Origin of the sequence: Aliiroseovarius subalbicans (assembly GCF_022678625.1) — a bacterium.
Lineage (GTDB): Bacteria > Pseudomonadota > Alphaproteobacteria > Rhodobacterales > Rhodobacteraceae > Aliiroseovarius_A > Aliiroseovarius_A subalbicans.
This window is the reverse complement of the sequence record NZ_JALBYQ010000002.1, coordinates 420,190-437,183: the sequence shown is the minus strand read 5'-3', so window position 1 is coordinate 437,183 and position 16,994 is coordinate 420,190. Positions and strand designations below refer to the sequence as shown.

Genomic DNA, 16,994 nt, shown 5'->3' with positions numbered 1-16,994 from the left:
CCATGACTCTTTCGCCCCTGAAAACCGAATTTGTCGGCGACAAGGGTGCGGTGTTTCGGCTGGCGCTGAAGACAGGGCTCCTGACGGTCGTGACGCTGGGGTTTTACCGGTTCTGGATGAAAACCCGCCTGCGTCGGTATTATTGGAGCGCGGTGCGCCCCGGCGGCGCGCCGTTCGAATACCTGGGCCAGCCCTTGGAAAAGCTGCTGGGATTCCTGGTCGCCGTGGTCTTTATGGCTTTCTATATCGGCGTGGTGAACCTGCTTCTGATGTTTGTCAGCTTCAGCCTGTTTCAGGGCAATTTCGTGGCCTATGGCCTGTCCTTTGTGGGCATATTGCCGATCATCTTCTTCGCGCAATACCGCGCCCGTCGCTACGTGCTGGCGCGCACCCGCTGGCGCGGTATTCGTTTCGGATTGGAGCCCGGCGCCTGGGGCTATGCCTGGCGCGCGGCGCTGTATTGGACGCTCACGATCCTGACCGCGGGGCTGCTGTGGCCGCTCAAGGCTTTCGCGCTTGAAAAATATCGCACCGATCGGACCTATTTCGGCAGTTTGCGCCTGCATCAGGGTGGGCGCTGGACCATGCTTCTGCGCGCCATGCGCCCGCTGTACACTGCGGCGGGGTTGAGCATTTTAGGGGCCGTGATGCTGTATCTGTCCGAAAACCCGGCCTGGATGTTGGTGTTTCTGCTGTCGGTACCCTGGGGGATCTATGGTCTCGCCTTCTGGCGTGCGGACAGCTTCAGGCGTTTGTCTGAGACCAAAGAATTGGGTGGCGCCCGCCTGACCAGCGCACCACGCGCGGGGCGGGTCGTTGGCATCTATGCGGGCGGCTATGGCCTGATCTACCTGTGCATCTCCGGGGTCCTCATGGCCGCGCTCGCCTTGGTCGCCATCATTGCCGCGCTGGGCGTGTCGATGAACCCCGACGCGATTCTCAACGGTGATTTTTCGTCAATTCCCGGCTGGGTCGCGACGATGATCGGTGTCCTGACCTATTTCACCGTATTCGTTTTGTGGGACGTGTTTCACCATGCTTTTGTGAAAGTGCCGATGGTCGAGCATTTCGCGATTGAAACGGCGCTGGTCGATGCCCAGAACCTGAGCGATGTGCACCAGCGCGACCGTGACGAATTTGCCGAGGCCGAAGGTTTCGCCGATGCCTTGGATGTGGGGGCGGCGCTGTGACCGAAGAAATGACACCAGACGCACAAGAGCAGCACCTGTTCGCCCAATTCGTCAACGGCCGCGACGCACGCTGGCAACGGGTGGAGCTGCATGTGACGCCGACCGCCCTGCGCATCACGCGGCCTGATGGCGCGCGGATCGAATGGCCGTTCGATAGCCTGCGCAGGGCGCCGGACCAGGCCGGGCGCGATGGTATCGTGCTGTCTCAGGCCGGGGACAAGCTGGCGCGGTTGGTGCTCAAGGGCAAGGGGCCGGCCGAGCAGATCGCAGGTCTGGCCCCGAACCTGACCCAGCGCCCGCCGTTTGAAAATCTGGGGCGGTTGCTGAAATGGTCCGCGGCGGCGCTGGCCAGCGTCGCAGTGATCATTTTCTTCCTGGTGCCGGTTATGGCCAACCAGCTGGCCGAGTTCCTGCCGCCCGAGGGCGAAAAGGCGCTGGGGGATACGACATTCGAACAGATCCGCGTGGCGCTGGACCAGACCGGTCTGGACCCGGTGCAGGTGTGCGACAGGCCCGAAGGCGCCGCCGCGCTGGCCAAGATGGAGGTCCGCCTGAACCCCTATTCTGACCTGCCCTATCCGATCAGGGTGCAGGTGCTGGATCACCCCATGGTCAACGCCTTCGCCTTGCCGGGAGGACGGGTGATACTGTTCAAAGGGCTGATCCACGCCGCCGAAGCTCCCGAGGAGCTCGCCGCAGTCCTGGCCCACGAAATCGGCCATGTGGTCGCGCGCGATCCGACCCGCGACGCGCTCCGCTCGGCCGGGTCGATCGGAGTTTTGGGCCTTTTGTTCGGCGATTTCGCGGGCGGCACGGTGGTTTTGTTCCTGGCCAATCAACTTATCAACGCGTCTTATTCACAGGACGCCGAGACCGGGGCCGATACCTATGCACACGCGCTGTTGGAGCAGGCCGGGTTGCCGCCCTCAGCGCTGGGCACGATGTTTCAGCGGCTCAAGGACAAACATGGCGATGCGGAAGGCATCATCGCCCATTTCGCATCCCACCCGCAGCTTGAGGACCGGATCAGTGCAGCCTTGGCTGCCGACACTGGTGAGGCCCCGGAACGTCCGGTTCTGGACAGCGACGAATGGGAAGCGCTACGCCAAATCTGTGGCGAGGCTCCGGCCCGCATACCCGAGCCGACACGGGATATTCCGCCGCTGAAAGAGCCGAAGGCCCCTGACGTGGTGCCGTCGGTCAAGAAGGGCTAGATCGGCTCTAGATTCAGCCAGACGCCGCCGCCGGGACGCAGGGATAGAATCAGTACCGGTTCGGGCACCCGTCCGGGGACCGGGGTGAACCGGAACCGGCTGAGCAGCGTCGACAGCACGATCACGGTTTCCTGCATCGCAAAGCTCATACCAAGACAGATGCGCGGCCCGCCCCCGAACGGCAGATAAGCGAACGGATCAATTGCGCGCGGGTCTTCGAACCGGTCTGGGTCAAAGCGGTCCGGGTCCGTCCACCACAGCCGGTTGCGGTGCAGCGCATAGATCGGCAGCATGATCGTATCGCCCGGTAAAACCTCGCGATCCTGCAACATATCGGGCGCTGTGGCGGTGCGCGACAGAAAGCCCGCAGGCGGATAAAGCCGCATCGCCTCTTCCACGATCTGACGGGTATAGGGCAAGTTCACCACGTCGTCGCCGGTGGCAATACGCCCATTCAGCACCTCATGCGCCTCGGCGCGCGCGCGCTCCTGCACATCCGTGTCGAAGGCGCACAGGTAAAACGACCACGACAAGGCCAGCGCGGTCGTTTCGTGCCCAGCCACAAGCATGGTCAGCAGATTGTCGCGCAGCTCGGGCGTGGTCATGCGCCGCCCGGTTTCCGGGTCTTGCGCATCGATCAACAGGTCCAGAAGGTCGGGCACCTCATCCAGTGCGCGGGCCGCATGGGCATCGATCGCATCATCGGCGGCTCGCTTCAGGCGTCGGAGCTCAGAGGCTGGCACCAGCCGATCAGGGCGCGGCACCCAGTCGGGCAATCCAAGGAAGTCGAACAGTGACACGCGCCCGGCGCCGGTCAGATAATTCTCAATCGCGCGGTGGGCCAGGTCGCGCGGGATGCCGGTCTTGTGGCTAAAGGTGACGGCAGCGATCACCTCAAATGCGGTGCGCAGCATTTCGGCCGCCATGTCCACCGGCCCGTCGGCGGCCTGGGCCCCTAACCGGGTCACGGCCGCCTGGGCGGCCTCGGTCATCACCGGCGTCAGCTGTTCGACGTTGCGCCGGGTAAACACCGGCGCCGCCGCGCGCCGTTGCCAGCGCCAGTGCTCGCCAATTGCCGAAAACAGCCCACTGCCAAGGGCCGGACGAAGAATGTTCAGCGCCTCGGGTGATTTCGGATAATCGTCGGCGCGATCCTTCAGGATATTACGCAGGCTTTCCGGGTCCATCACCATGTGAAACCGGCGCACCATCTTGCCAGACACGATCGGTTGTTGCGTGGCGATTTCGGGAATGATGGCAAGGGCATTGCGACGCGCCTGCGCCAGTACATGAAGAAACCCGCGTCGTTCCCGGGCCAGTGGCACACGCACCGGAAGATGGTCTTGGGTCATGACGCCTCCTTTTGCCAACCACATTATACGACCGCAGCGGGGACGGGGGCAATCACGTGGTTTGCACCGGGCCGCCAGTCAAGGTATCGATAGGGCGAACCGAGGGGGACCGCATGAAACGACTGTTTGCCATATTGGCCTTGGCCTTGAGCCTGAGTGCCTGCGACGAATTCAAAGACCTGGCCGAAGCGCCCGCGCCGATGGGCGATTTTCTTCTTGGCCACAACATTGTTGTCGCCCCCGACCCGGAAATCGGCCCGCTGTCACGCAAAGCGGATGAAGAGGAATGGAAGGCCAGCATGAATGCAGCGATCGCCGAGCGCTTCGGGCGCTACGATGGTGATCACTACTACCACATCGCGGTCAAGGTCGAAGGCTATGTCCTGGCGTTCCCTGGTGTGCCCTTCGTGGCCTCGCCGAAATCGGTCCTGATCCTCGGTGTGACCCTGTGGGATGACGCCGAAGGGACCAAGATCAACGCCGAACCGAAGCGTTTCGTCGCCTTCGAGCGTCTGTCGGAAAAAACCTTCCTCAGCTCTGGTCTGTTCCAGAACAAAGAAACCCAGATGAGCAACCTTTCGCGTAGCGCGGCCAAGATGATCCACGACTGGATGCTGGAGCATCCCGAATGGTTCGGAGGAGAGCCGCTAGAGACCGAGGAAACCGAAGCGACAGAGCCACGGAAAGACTGGAGCAAGAGCAACTGATACTTGATTTTCCTTTCGTGACCAAGTAACGAGCGCGCCATATCAATTCGGGTTCATCACGAACCCCTCAGCATGAGGCGCACCGGCACATGGCCAAGGAAAAGTTTGAACGCTCCAAACCGCACGTCAACATCGGCACGATTGGCCACGTTGACCACGGCAAAACCACGCTGACCGCGGCGATCACCAAGTATTTTGGTGATTTCCAGGCTTACGACCAGATCGACGGCGCGCCGGAAGAGAAAGCTCGTGGCATCACGATCTCGACCGCGCACGTGGAATATGAGACCGACGCGCGTCACTATGCCCACGTCGACTGCCCCGGCCACGCTGACTATGTGAAGAACATGATCACCGGTGCGGCGCAGATGGACGGCGCGATCCTGGTGGTGAACGCGGCCGACGGCCCGATGCCCCAGACCCGTGAGCACATCCTGCTGGGTCGCCAGGTCGGCATCCCGACCATGGTTGTCTTCATGAACAAGGTTGACCAGGTCGACGACGAAGAGCTGCTGGAGCTCGTCGAGATGGAAATCCGTGAGCTTCTGAGCGAGTACGGTTACCCGGGCGACGACATTCCGATCATTGCCGGGTCCGCTCTGGCAGCGATGGAAGGCAACAAGCCCGAAATCGGCGAAGAGAAGATCAAGGAGCTGATGGCGGCTGTGGATGAGTACATCCCGACCCCCGCGCGTCCCGTTGACGGCGCCTTCCTGCTGCCGATCGAAGACGTGTTCTCGATCTCGGGTCGCGGCACGGTTGTGACCGGTCGTATCGAACGTGGTGTGGTCAATGTAGGTGACGAGATCGAAATCGTCGGCATCAAAGACACGCAGAAAACCACCTGCACCGGCGTGGAAATGTTCCGCAAGCTGCTGGATCGTGGTGAAGCTGGCGACAACGTCGGCGTGCTGCTGCGCGGCATCGACCGTGACGCGGTTGAGCGTGGCCAGGTTCTGTGTAAGCCGGGCTCGGTGAACCCGCACACGAAGTTCGAAGCCGAGGTCTATATCCTGACCAAGGAAGAGGGTGGGCGTCACACGCCGTTCTTCGCGAACTACCGTCCGCAGTTCTACTTCCGGACCACCGACGTGACCGGCACGGTTGAGCTGCCCGCTGGCACCGAGATGGTGATGCCGGGCGACAACCTGAAGTTCGGCGTTGAGCTGATCGCACCGATCGCGATGGAAGACGGCCTGCGCTTCGCCATCCGCGAAGGCGGCCGCACCGTGGGGTCGGGCGTCGTGTCCAAGATCATCGAGTAATCAGCTCCGCTGATGTTCGAACGAAAAGGCCGCCGCAAGGCGGCCTTTTTTGTGTCCGCGTGGCCCGCCTTCTGAAAAGGAACCTCTGTTCGGCCTTTTGAATGCTGTCAGGGCTTTGTGGGCGGAACGTGCGTTTCTTCAAGAAACTGGGGAAACTCCGCCAAAGCCTCTTCCTTGCTCAAACCGAAGCGGGCGCCAAAGGAGGTAACCGCTGCTCCCCACGCGCCGGGGGGCGAATTGCGCCGCAGGGTGCTCCAATCCTCGGCCGTTAGGAATGCATCAAACCATCGGTCCCGATTGGGCGTGCGTTTCATTTGCTTGAAGCCAGCTAAACCAGGCTTGAGTGCGTTCAGCGATGGGCGCAGCGTTTCCCACCAATGCGTTTCCCGTGCGGTCAGTTGCGCAACGGGGCAGTTTTCCAGAAGTGCGAGGTGAACCGAACCTCCCGCGCGGATCGCGTCGGCCATAGCGCGGTGCACGCGCTGACTTCGATTGGATGTATCGCGGGTCAACAATTGACCTGCGAGCACAAGATGCGCACGGAGGGGTCGGGCTGCATTCACGGATTGACCAATATAGCTGCGCAAGACACCCCCATTGATCACGTCAATTCGATAGATCAACGGCCTCTTGGGATCGATGCCTTCGCTCGAAATGCTGGAATATTCCATGTTTCAACGATGCATCTGTGGGCGGGGTGCTTCAAGGCAAATGAATAACAACCGTTGGAGCATGCCTCTTGTCGCAGGGCTACTCCCGTCATCTAGGAGACACTGTCCAAAGCTAGCGCATCTGGTAGGTAGCCCGCGCGCCCGGGTTGGCCTTGGTGGCGCGGATCAGTTTCTTGACGCCGGGGGCGGCGGCGAAGGGGCGCATGGCGGCGCGCGCCTGGCCCAGCCCGTCGCGCATGTCCGCGTCCGACAGGCCCGAGCAGCGTCCGGCTGCCAATGCCGTCTGATCGACCGCTTTGACGCACAGAAACGCCACCGTGTCCGGGTCGGCCACGGTCACGGGCACGAAATGCTCGGCCATGCGCGCCATTTGCACGGCGATCCAGGGGGTTTTCCAGTGCAGGTAGTCCTGTTGCACCACGACCGATCCGCCGGGGATCAGCGACGGAAAGAAGATTTCCGCCATCCGGTCCATCGACCGGGTGTTTTTCGACGCGTCCATCACCAGGATTTCGATCGGACCTTCGTCCCAGATCTGATCCTCGATCAACCCGGGGTGCAGTTCGATCTGCTCGGTCCAAGGCTCCAACAGGGCGGTTGCAAGCGGCAGGATGTCTTCGCCCTCGAACGGTGCCACGCCCTGCGCGTAGAGAATGCTTTCCTTAACCGGTGCGCTGGCGCCAAAGCGGTCATAGGCATGGATCATCGCGCTGTGCCCGGCCTTGCGGTGCCCTTCGGCCAGCCGCGCGGTCGACCCGCCGGCGAAACAGCCCAGATCCACGGTCGCGCCCGCATCGCGCGACCAATCGTGGGTCAGCCAGTGGTAAAACAGCTGTTCATCTTCGCCCAGCATCGTCGGTACGGGCCGGACGGGGTCCAGCACCCCCGGTCCTTGCGTCCGCCACGGCGTGTTGGCAAAGTCGCTTGCATCTCGTTTCGTCATTTCCAAGGTTTAACAGCATCAAGGTTACTCTTCCATTGACGCGATGTGAAAAGGGCTCTTGAAAACCCCGGCTGCATGCCGTAATTCGGCCCTCGGTCCTAGGGGTATAGCTCAGTTGGTAGAGCGACGGTCTCCAAAACCGTAGGTCGCGGGTTCGAACCCTGCTGCCCCTGCCAGGACCCCCAATTTTTCGCACATTTTGCAAAGTCACGCCACATTGGTGCCCGGTTTTCCCGTTCTGGTTGCTTTCATCCCGATGAATTGTTCGGAGAAGGAGTGCATTTTGAACCGCGTGATTGCCTTTCTGATTATGATGCCCTGGTGGCTGTATTTCCCACTGGCCGGTGGTGTTGGCTATCTGGGTGAGCTCGCGTATCAATCCGCCCTTGAAACCGAGGCTGAACGCGCCACGGCGCTGGAAAGCCCGATGCCGGACGTCGTTGACCTGAGCGATTTCAGTCGCACCCATCACATCAGTGACGCCAAAGAGGTCCACGTTTCGGGGTGGATCAACTATGACTACAACACCAACCTGATCGAGCGCACCAACCTGGTGAAGACCGGCAACCATTATCTGTATGTTCTGTTCGGTTCCGAAGATCAGGCGGCAAGCAAAGTCGCGCGGGCGGCACTGATTCTGACCAAAAGCGAGTGGGAGAATTTCAGCGAGAATCTGTACGACTACGTCGACCTTCCAAAGCTCGAAGTTGAACGACCGTTTTTCCGCTTCAACGGGTTCGCGAAGCACACGCATCCGGCTGATGATCACGCCTATGAGGTGATGGAAAAGAACGGCCTGACGCGGGCCTCCGGCTTTGTCATCCTTGACCCATTCTGGCAGGGGCGCGAGGCCGCGCTTGCCCCCAGGGGCGTGCCAATGCGCGAGCGGATGATCTTTTGGTTGATCGGCGCAGGCATTGCCCTGATTGGTATCGTGAAGCTTGTGTTCAAGCGGGGCATGAACGGCAAGCGCACAAAACCCGACCCCTTTGCCAACGGCCCGATCGCGGGCACGGCGCCTGTAGAATCGGCAGCAAAAGCACAATCGTCTTTTGCGCCGCAAACGCCGACGATGGCAGACTCGATCACCGACGACAGTCCACTGGGTCGGTTGAATCAGCGCCGCTTGCACGATCAACAGGCAGGCGCCGCGGCCCGCAAGCCCAAAGCAGACAGCCCGCTTGAGCGTCTGAAGGCGCATCGTGCGGCCACGGGTGAAGCCCCCAAGCCTGCGCCGCGCCCAAGGGCGACACGTTCCTGGCGCCCAAGTGGCTTCACCCTTGCGGCCTATGGAGTCGTCGCTGCCGCTATTTTCTTCCCCTTCCTGTCGCGCGTCGGGGCGTTCAGCTTTTTGCCGCTGGTATTGTTGGTCGGCTTTTGGGCGAGTGTGTATTGGGGGTTCACCAAGCTCAGGTCTGCTTTTGCACCGGCGCTGGGGGTCAAAGCGAAACCTGACACCGGCCTGAAACTTGGTGGGCTGAACATTGTGGGACTACCAAAGGGATTTGCCGGCAAGGCAAGCAAACCCGGCAAGTCAACGGCGCGTGGCGGCGACCCGTTTGACAAGCTTGCGCGCCAGGCGCGGGGCGAATTGTGAGACGCTGACGCCATTGAAACGCCATGGTGAACCGCGCGGGCTTGAAAACCTTGCGCGGTTTCTCTATTTCACCCCCTGTTCCCCGGGAGAAGCAGAACAATGGCAATGACGAACCCTCTTCAATTCATTCAGCAGGTGCGCGCCGAAGTGTCCAAGGTCGTTTGGCCGACACGACGCGAAGTGCTGCTGACGACCGGTATGGTCTTCGCCATGGCGGCGCTTACCGCGATCTTCTTCTCGCTGGTCGACCTGGGCATCCGCTCGGGCTTGTCCGCAGTGCTGGGGATGTTCGGCTGACGAACAGGCGCGCAGACCCTTGAAATGACGTGATTTCAGGAGTAATGCGGGCAGAACTTTCCAGACTGGCGTGCGGCGATTCGAGTTGCGCGCCGATTTTTTGTTCTGGAACGGGCGGGTAACCGCTTGGATTTTTTGAACCTTTGGCGGTGCGCCGCCATGTGACACGGGACGGAAACAGATGGCCAAACGGTGGTATTCGGTGAGCGTGCTCTCGAACTTCGAGAAAAAGATCGCCGAGCAGATCAAGCTTTCTGTCACGGAAAAGGGTCTTGAGGACGAGATCGACGAAGTTCTGGTCCCGACCGAAGAGGTGATCGAGGTCCGTCGCGGCAAGAAAGTGACCGCCGAGCGTCGCTTCATGCCGGGCTATGTTCTGGTCCACATGGAAATGTCGGACGAAGGTTATCACCTGATCAACTCGATCAACCGCGTCACCGGTTTCCTGGGCCCGCAAGGCCGCCCGATGCCGATGCGTGACGCCGAGGTGCAGGCCATCCTGGGCCGCGTCGAAGAAGGCCAGGAAGCCCCGCGCACCCTGATCAGCTTTGAAATCGGCGAAAAGGTGTCCGTCACCGATGGCCCGTTCGAAGGTTTCGACGGAATGGTCGAAGGTGTGGACGACGACAACCAGCGCCTGAAGGTGACGGTGTCGATCTTTGGCCGGGCAACCCCGGTCGAACTGGAATTCACTCAGGTTACGAAAGAAACCTGAGCGATCGCTCATCCGGCCCTGACAGGCCGTCTTCGCGACGAAGAGCGCCGTAAGGGGCGATGAGTTTCATACGTGGGAGGCGAGGGGCCGCGGCCCGGACCCCGACCACGGCAATCGAAGGCAAAGGGACGCGTCCCCGAGCTATTGTGAGAAGGAGAGGCCACATGGCCAAGAAGATTGCTGGCACGATGAAACTGCAGGTTCCTGCAGGTCAAGCCAACCCCAGCCCGCCCGTGGGTCCCGCCCTGGGTCAGCGCGGCATCAACATCATGGAATTCTGCAAGGCGTTCAACGCCAAGACGCAGGAGCTGGAGCCCGGTGCACCGTGCCCGACCATCATCACCTATTACCAGGACAAGTCGTTCTCGATGGACATCAAGACGCCCCCGGCGTCCTATTTCCTGAAGAAGGCTGCCAAGCTGAAGTCCGGCGCGAACCTGCCGGGCCGCGAAGTCGTCGGCTCCGTGACCTCCAAGCAGGTCAAGGAAATCGCCGAGGCAAAGATGAAGGATCTGAACGCGAACGACATCGAAGCCGCGATGCAGATCATCCTGGGCTCCGCCCGCTCCATGGGCATTGAGGTGAAGTAAGATGGCGAAACTTGGAAAACGCACAACCGCTGCCCGCGAAGCATTCGCCGGCAAGGACAACGTGACCGTCGAAGAAGCTGTTGCACTGGTCAAGGGCAACGCCAAAGCGAAATTTGACGAAACCGTTGAAATCGCCCTGTGCCTGGGTGTTGACCCGCGCCACGCCGACCAGATGGTCCGCGGCGTTGTCTCGCTGCCCAACGGCACCGGCAAAACCATGCGCGTCGCTGTCTTCGCCCGTGGCCCCAAGGCTGACGAAGCCAAGGAAGCCGGCGCAGACGTGATCGGTGCCGAGGATTTGATGGAAGCCGTGCAAGCCGGCAACATCGACTTCGACCGCTGCATCGCGACTCCGGACATGATGCCGATCGTCGGCCGCCTGGGTAAGATCCTGGGCCCGCGCAACCTGATGCCGAACCCGAAAGTGGGCACGGTCACCATGGACGTGAAAGCTGCCGTCGAAGCCGCCAAGGGCGGTGAGGTTCAGTTCAAGGCCGAGAAAGCCGGTGTGGTTCACGCTGGTATCGGCAAGGCGTCGTTCGACGAAGCCAAGCTGATCGAAAACGTGCGCGCCTTCGTGGACGCCGTTCAGAAGGCCAAGCCGGCCGGTGCCAAGGGCGCCTACATGAAGAAAATCGCGCTGTCCTCGACTATGGGTCCGGGCGTGTCGCTGGACATCGAGAACGCGACGGGCAACTAAGCCCTTTCTGTTCGAAGACGTCATAAGGGCGGGGCTTTGGCCTCGCCCTTTTTCGTGCTATCATGCCAAGGCGCACGGGATGGTGACGAAATCTTCATCTTTCCCGCCAGCTGGCCCCGATAGGGGGTTGGAAAATGTGCCAAATACTCCTAGATACGCTCTTGTAGACCAGCGTGCGATTCGTCGTGCGCTGTTTTGCGTTTCGTCCAAGACGGTGGGTGGGGCCAATCTGGGTCTCATAAATCCTGCCTGAGACGGGAAACGACATTCTCGCCGAGGTTCCGACCTCGGGTGATTTTGGCGATGCCCCGTAAACGGACTTCATGCCGGGCCTGGCCCGGTGAATAAGAGCCGGGGGGCCACAAGCCTCCCATACTTGGAGTGAAACTGTGGATAGAGCACAAAAAGAAAAACTGGTCGAGGAACTCGGCCAGATCTTTGAAAGCTCTGGCGTTGTAGTGGTCAGCCACTACGCGGGTCTCACGGTTGCTGAAATGCAGGACCTGCGCGCGCAAATGCGTGAAGCGGGCGGGTCTGTGCGCGTTGCCAAGAACAAGCTCGCCAAGATCGCCCTTGAGGGGAAGCCGAACGCTTCGATTTCCGACCTTCTCAATGGCATGACCGTACTCGCCTATTCCGAAGATCCCGTGGCAGCAGCCAAGGTGGTTCAGGAGTACGCTAAGGGGAACGAGAAACTCGTTATCCTTGGTGGTGCAATGGGCGAAACGGCTCTGGATCCGGCCGGTGTGAAAGCCGTCGCCGCTATGCCGTCGCGTGAGGAGCTTATTGCTTCGATCGTTGGCTGCATCGGCGCACCTGCTTCCAACATCGCTGGGGCCATTGGCGCACCTGCTTCGAACATCGCGTCCATCTTGTCCACTGTCGAGGACAAGGCGGCTGCTTAAGCAATCTTGATACCTGCGTGGGGTGAACACCTACACGTTGGAACACATCTAAAACGAACGGAAACAGTACAATGGCTGATCTGAAGAAAATGGCTGAAGAGATCGTGGGTCTGACCCTTCTCGAAGCACAAGAACTGAAAACCATCCTCAAAGACGAGTATGGCATCGAGCCCGCCGCTGGCGGCGCTGTGATGGTTGCAGGCGGCGGCGACGCCGGCGGCGCAGCTGAAGAAGAGAAAACCGAATTCGACGTCGTTCTGAAGAACGCCGGCGCTTCGAAAATCAACGTGATCAAAGAAGTTCGCGGTCTCACCGGTCTTGGCCTGAAAGAAGCCAAAGAGCTGGTCGAAGCTGGCGGCAAGATCAAAGAAGGCGTGGACAAAGCCGAAGCCGAAGACGTCAAAGCCAAGCTGGAAGCAGCTGGCGCCGAGGTCGAGCTGGCCTAAGCCCCGCTTACGGGCCGCATGAGCCCGCGAAATATTGGCTGGATCCCGAGAAATCGGGGTCCAGCCGAACCTGTCTTGGAAAGGGCCAATCATGGGCCTTTTCCTGGGAAAGGTTCAACGGATCGGGAGGAAGCCCTTGGGAAGGTTTCCGGGAATTGGTCCGAACCCCGCCCGTCTCTGACGAGGTGTCGCCGGTAACCCGACGGCTGGCGCCTCAGTTGAGAAAATGGAAGGTAATTACCTTATGGCGCAGACCTATCTTGGCCAAAAACGCTTGCGTAAGTATTACGGCAAAATCCGCGAAGTGCTGGAGATGCCGAACCTGATCGAGGTTCAGAAGAGCAGCTATGACCTGTTCCTGAATTCCGGCGACCAGCCCGAGCCGATGGACGGCGAAGGCATCAACGCCGTGTTCCAGTCGGTGTTCCCGATCAAGGATTTCAACGAAACCGCCATTCTCGAGTTCGTGAAATACGAGCTGGAGCAGCCGAAGTATGACGTCGAGGAGTGCCAGCAGCGCGACATGACCTATTCGGCGCCGCTGAAGGTCACCCTGCGCCTGATCGTGTTTGATATCGACGAAGATACCGGCGCGAAGTCCGTGAAGGACATCAAGGAACAGGACGTGTTCATGGGCGACATGCCCCTGATGACGCACAACGGCACCTTCATCGTGAACGGCACCGAGCGTGTGATCGTGTCCCAGATGCACCGTTCGCCGGGTGTGTTCTTCGATCATGACAAGGGCAAGACCCACAGCTCGGGCAAGCTTCTGTTCGCCTGCCGCATCATTCCCTATCGCGGCAGCTGGCTGGACTTTGAATTCGACGCCAAGGACATCGTGTTCGCGCGAATCGACCGTCGCCGCAAGCTGCCGGTCACCACGCTGCTCTACGCGCTGGGCTTGGACCAGGAAGGCATCATGGATGCCTATTACGACACGGTTCAGTTCAAATATAAGAAGAACAAAGGTTGGGTTACCAAGTTCTTCCCCGAGCGTGTTGCGGGCACCCGCCCGACGCAGGACCTGATCGACGCCAAAACCGGCAAGGTGATTGCCGAGGCTGGCAAGAAGGTCACCCCGCGCGCGGTCAAGAAGCTGATGGAAGAGGGTAAGGTCACCAACCTTCTGGTGCCCTTCGACGCCATCGTCGGGCGCTTCGTTTCGTGCGATATCATCAACGAAGACACTGGCGCGATCTATGTCGAAGCCGGTGACGAGCTGACGCTGGAGCACGACAAGGAAGGTGAACTGATCGGCGGGTCGCTGAAAGAGCTGATGGATGCGGGGATCACCGACATTCCGGTCCTGGACATCGACAACGTCAACGTCGGCCCCTACATGCGCAACACCATGGCGCTGGATAAGAACACCGGCCGCGACACCGCGCTGATGGACATCTACCGCGTCATGCGCCCAGGCGAGCCGCCCACCGTCGAAGCCGCCTCGGCGCTGTTCGACACGCTGTTCTTCGACAGCGAGCGTTATGACCTGTCCGCTGTTGGCCGCGTGAAGATGAACATGCGCCTGGCCCTGGACGCCGAAGACACGCAGCGCACCTTGCGCAAGGAAGATATCATCGCCTGCATCAAGGCGCTGGTCGAATTGCGCGACGGCAAGGGCGACATCGATGACATCGACCACCTGGGCAACCGCCGGGTGCGCTCGGTCGGCGAACTGATGGAGAACCAGTACCGCGTTGGCCTGCTGCGCATGGAGCGCGCGATCAAGGAACGCATGTCGTCAGTCGAAATCGACACGGTGATGCCGCAGGACCTGATCAACGCGAAACCGGCCGCGGCTGCGGTGCGTGAATTCTTCGGCTCTTCGCAGCTGTCGCAGTTCATGGACCAGACCAACCCGCTGTCGGAAGTCACCCACAAACGCCGCCTGTCGGCGCTTGGCCCGGGTGGTCTGACGCGTGAACGTGCGGGCTTTGAGGTGCGCGACGTGCACCCGACCCACTATGGTCGTATGTGTCCGATTGAAACGCCGGAAGGGCCGAACATTGGTCTGATCAACTCGCTGGCCACCTTTGCCCGCGTGAACAAGTATGGCTTCATCGAAACACCTTACCGCATCGTCAAGGATGCCAAGGTCACGGACGAAGTGCACTACATGTCCGCGACCGAGGAAATGCGTCACACCGTGGCGCAGGCCAACGCGCATCTGGACGCCGACGGCAAGTTCGAGAACGACCTGGTGTCGACCCGTCAGTCGGGCGAATACATGTTGCAGCCACGTGAAAACGTGGACCTGATCGACGTGTCGCCCAAGCAGCTGGTCTCGGTCGCTGCATCGCTGATCCCGTTCCTGGAAAACGACGACGCCAACCGCGCCCTGATGGGCTCGAACATGCAACGTCAGGCGGTTCCGCTTCTGCAAGCCGAGGCGCCGCTGGTCGGCACCGGCATCGAAGAAGTTGTGGCGCAGGACTCTGGTGCTGCCATCATGGCCAAACGTGCCGGCGTGATCGACCAGGTCGACGCGACGCGTATCGTTGTGCGTGCAACGCATGATCTTGCCCCGGGTGATCCCGGCGTCGATATCTACCGCCTGCGCAAGTTCCAGCGGTCGAACCAGAACACCTGCATCAACCAGCGTCCGCTGGTGAAGGTGGGTGATACGGTCGGAAAGAACGAGGTCATCGCGGACGGTCCGTCGACCGACATCGGTGAACTGGCGCTGGGCAAGAACGTGGTCGTCGCCTTCATGCCGTGGAACGGCTACAACTACGAAGACTCGATCCTGATCTCGGAACGCATCGCGCGTGACGACGTCTTCACCTCGATCCACATCGAGGAATTCGAAGTCGCCGCCCGTGACACCAAGCTTGGACCGGAAGAGATCACCCGCGACATTCCGAACGTCGGTGAAGAAGCGCTGCGCAACCTCGACGAGGCCGGCATCGTTTACATCGGTGCGGACGTGGAGCCGGGCGACATCCTGGTCGGCAAGATCACCCCGAAGGGCGAAAGCCCGATGACGCCGGAAGAAAAACTTCTGCGCGCCATCTTCGGTGAAAAGGCCTCGGACGTGCGCGACACCTCGCTGCGCGTGAAGCCGGGTGACTTCGGCACGGTCGTGGAAGTGCGTGTCTTCAACCGCCACGGTGTGGAAAAAGACGAACGTGCCCTGCAGATCGAGCGCGAAGAGGTCGAAAGCCTGGCCCGTGACCGTGATGACGAGCTGCACATTCTTGAGCGCAACATCTATGCCCGTCTGAAGGACATGATCCTGGGCAAGGTCGCCGTGAAAGGTCCGAAAGGCGTCAAGGCCAACACCAAGATCGATCAGGAGCTGCTGGACAGCCTGTCGAAAGGTCAGTGGTGGCAGCTGGCGCTGGAAGACGAAGATGACGCCATCATCGTCGAGGCCCTGAACGAACAGTTCGAGGCGCAGAAACGCGCGCTTGAGCATCGCTTTGAGGACAAGGTCGAGAAGGTCCGTCGTGGCGACGATCTGCCGCCGGGTGTGATGAAGATGGTCAAAGTCTTCGTTGCGGTGAAGCGCAAGCTTCAGCCGGGCGACAAGATGGCCGGACGTCACGGGAACAAGGGTGTCATTTCCAAGGTTGTGCCGATGGAAGACATGCCGTTCCTGGCCGATGGCACCCCCGTCGATTTCTGCCTGAACCCGCTGGGCGTGCCGTCGCGCATGAACGTCGGTCAGATCCTGGAAACCCACATGGGTTGGGCCGCACGCGGTCTGGGTCTGGATATCGACGAAGCGCTGGGCGAATACCGCCGCTCGGGCGACCTGACCCCGGTGCGTGACGCGATGAAAATCGCCTATGGCGACAATGTCTATGAGGAAGGCATTGCCGGTATGGACGAAGATCAGCTGCTGGAAGCCGCTGGCAACGTCACCCGCGGTGTTCCGATCGCCACGCCCGTCTTCGACGGTGCGAAAGAGGCAGACGTGAACGACGCGCTGGTGCGTGCCGGTTTCTCGCAAAGCGGTCAGTCGGTTCTGTATGACGGTCGTACCGGTGAGCAGTTCGCCCGCCCGGTGACGGTCGGCGTGAAGTACCTGCTGAAGCTGCATCACCTTGTGGATGACAAGATCCACGCACGAAGCACCGGGCCCTACTCGCTCGTCACGCAACAGCCGCTGGGTGGTAAAGCCCAGTTCGGTGGTCAGCGTTTCGGTGAGATGGAAGTCTGGGCACTGGAAGCCTACGGCGCTGCTTACACCCTGCAAGAGATGCTGACTGTGAAGTCGGATGACGTTGCGGGCCGGACGAAAGTCTATGAAAGCATCGTCAAAGGCGAGGACAACTTCGAGGCCGGCGTGCCCGAGTCGTTCAACGTGCTGGTGAAAGAAGTCCGGGGCCTCGGCCTCAACATGGAACTCCTGGATGCGGAGGATGAGGAGTAAGGCGCCGCCTTACCCCTTTTC

At 60.6% G+C, this 16,994-nt stretch carries 15 protein-coding genes and 1 tRNA gene; 13 read left to right on the top strand and 3 right to left on the bottom strand.

Features of this window, described 5'->3' with window-relative positions:
- Window positions 1–2 precede the first annotated feature (2 nt).
- Entirely contained in the window at window positions 3–1,190 is a 1,188-nt protein-coding gene (locus MN188_RS09885) for a DUF898 family protein (RefSeq protein ID WP_242108731.1), read from the top strand.
- Window positions 1,191–1,198: 8 nt separating this feature from the next.
- Window positions 1,199–2,404, top strand: coding sequence for a M48 family metallopeptidase (locus MN188_RS09880; RefSeq protein WP_242108729.1), 1,206 nt, complete (start codon window positions 1,199–1,201; stop codon window positions 2,402–2,404).
- On the opposite strand, the gene MN188_RS09875 is transcribed toward MN188_RS09880, so the two are convergent.
- Entirely contained in the window at window positions 2,401–3,756 is a 1,356-nt protein-coding gene (locus tag MN188_RS09875) for a cytochrome P450 (protein ID WP_242108728.1), read from the bottom strand. The two genes, MN188_RS09880 and MN188_RS09875, sit on opposite strands and share 4 nt — an antisense overlap.
- A 113-nt stretch (window positions 3,757–3,869) precedes the next feature.
- Between MN188_RS09875 and MN188_RS09870 the strand changes: the two genes are divergently transcribed.
- Both MN188_RS09870 and tuf read left to right on the top strand, forming a co-directional pair.
- Window positions 3,870–4,463, top strand: a complete 594-nt coding sequence (locus MN188_RS09870; RefSeq protein WP_242108725.1) for a hypothetical protein — start codon at window positions 3,870–3,872, stop codon at window positions 4,461–4,463.
- 89 nt (window positions 4,464–4,552) lie between these two features.
- Window positions 4,553–5,728, top strand: coding sequence for an elongation factor Tu (tuf, locus tag MN188_RS09865; protein ID WP_242108694.1), 1,176 nt, complete (start codon window positions 4,553–4,555; stop codon window positions 5,726–5,728).
- A gap of 107 nt (window positions 5,729–5,835) precedes the next feature.
- On the opposite strand, the gene MN188_RS09860 is transcribed toward tuf, so the two are convergent.
- Window positions 5,836–6,399: a GIY-YIG nuclease family protein gene (locus MN188_RS09860; RefSeq protein WP_242108724.1), complete on the bottom strand. Its 564-nt coding sequence runs from the start codon at window positions 6,397–6,399 to the stop codon at window positions 5,836–5,838.
- Window positions 6,400–6,511: 112 nt separating this feature from the next.
- A complete protein-coding gene (locus MN188_RS09855; protein ID WP_242108721.1) occupies window positions 6,512–7,342 on the bottom strand; it encodes a class I SAM-dependent methyltransferase in 831 nt (276 codons plus the stop codon).
- Window positions 7,343–7,442: 100 nt separating this feature from the next.
- Between MN188_RS09855 and MN188_RS09850 the strand changes: the two genes are divergently transcribed.
- The 9 genes from MN188_RS09850 (at window position 7,443) to rpoB (ending at window position 16,973) form a co-directional block, all read left to right on the top strand.
- Window positions 7,443–7,518 (top strand) — tRNA-Trp (locus tag MN188_RS09850).
- Between the two features lie 107 nt (window positions 7,519–7,625).
- Entirely contained in the window at window positions 7,626–8,939 is a 1,314-nt protein-coding gene (locus tag MN188_RS09845; protein WP_242108719.1) for a hypothetical protein, read from the top strand.
- A gap of 99 nt (window positions 8,940–9,038) precedes the next feature.
- Window positions 9,039–9,236, top strand: a complete 198-nt coding sequence (gene secE / locus MN188_RS09840; RefSeq protein WP_242108717.1) for a preprotein translocase subunit SecE — start codon at window positions 9,039–9,041, stop codon at window positions 9,234–9,236.
- A gap of 181 nt (window positions 9,237–9,417) precedes the next feature.
- On the top strand, window positions 9,418–9,951 hold the full coding sequence (nusG, locus tag MN188_RS09835; protein WP_242108715.1) for a transcription termination/antitermination protein NusG: 534 nt from the start codon (window positions 9,418–9,420) through the stop codon (window positions 9,949–9,951).
- A gap of 164 nt (window positions 9,952–10,115) precedes the next feature.
- Window positions 10,116–10,541: a 50S ribosomal protein L11 gene (gene rplK, locus MN188_RS09830; RefSeq protein WP_242108714.1), complete on the top strand. Its 426-nt coding sequence runs from the start codon at window positions 10,116–10,118 to the stop codon at window positions 10,539–10,541.
- A gap of 1 nt (window position 10,542) precedes the next feature.
- Complete coding sequence (gene rplA / locus MN188_RS09825; RefSeq protein WP_242108712.1) at window positions 10,543–11,241, top strand: 50S ribosomal protein L1; 699 nt, start codon at window positions 10,543–10,545, stop codon at window positions 11,239–11,241.
- Between the two features lie 389 nt (window positions 11,242–11,630).
- Complete coding sequence (gene rplJ / locus MN188_RS09820) at window positions 11,631–12,146, top strand: 50S ribosomal protein L10 (RefSeq protein ID WP_242108710.1); 516 nt, start codon at window positions 11,631–11,633, stop codon at window positions 12,144–12,146.
- A 71-nt stretch (window positions 12,147–12,217) separates the two neighbouring features.
- The gene (gene rplL, locus MN188_RS09815) at window positions 12,218–12,592 is read left to right on the top strand and encodes a 50S ribosomal protein L7/L12 (protein ID WP_242108708.1); all 375 of its coding nucleotides are present in this window, start codon (window positions 12,218–12,220) and stop codon (window positions 12,590–12,592) included.
- 244 nt (window positions 12,593–12,836) lie between these two features.
- Window positions 12,837–16,973, top strand: coding sequence for a DNA-directed RNA polymerase subunit beta (gene rpoB, locus MN188_RS09810; RefSeq protein WP_242108706.1), 4,137 nt, complete (start codon window positions 12,837–12,839; stop codon window positions 16,971–16,973).
- Window positions 16,974–16,994 lie beyond the last annotated feature (21 nt).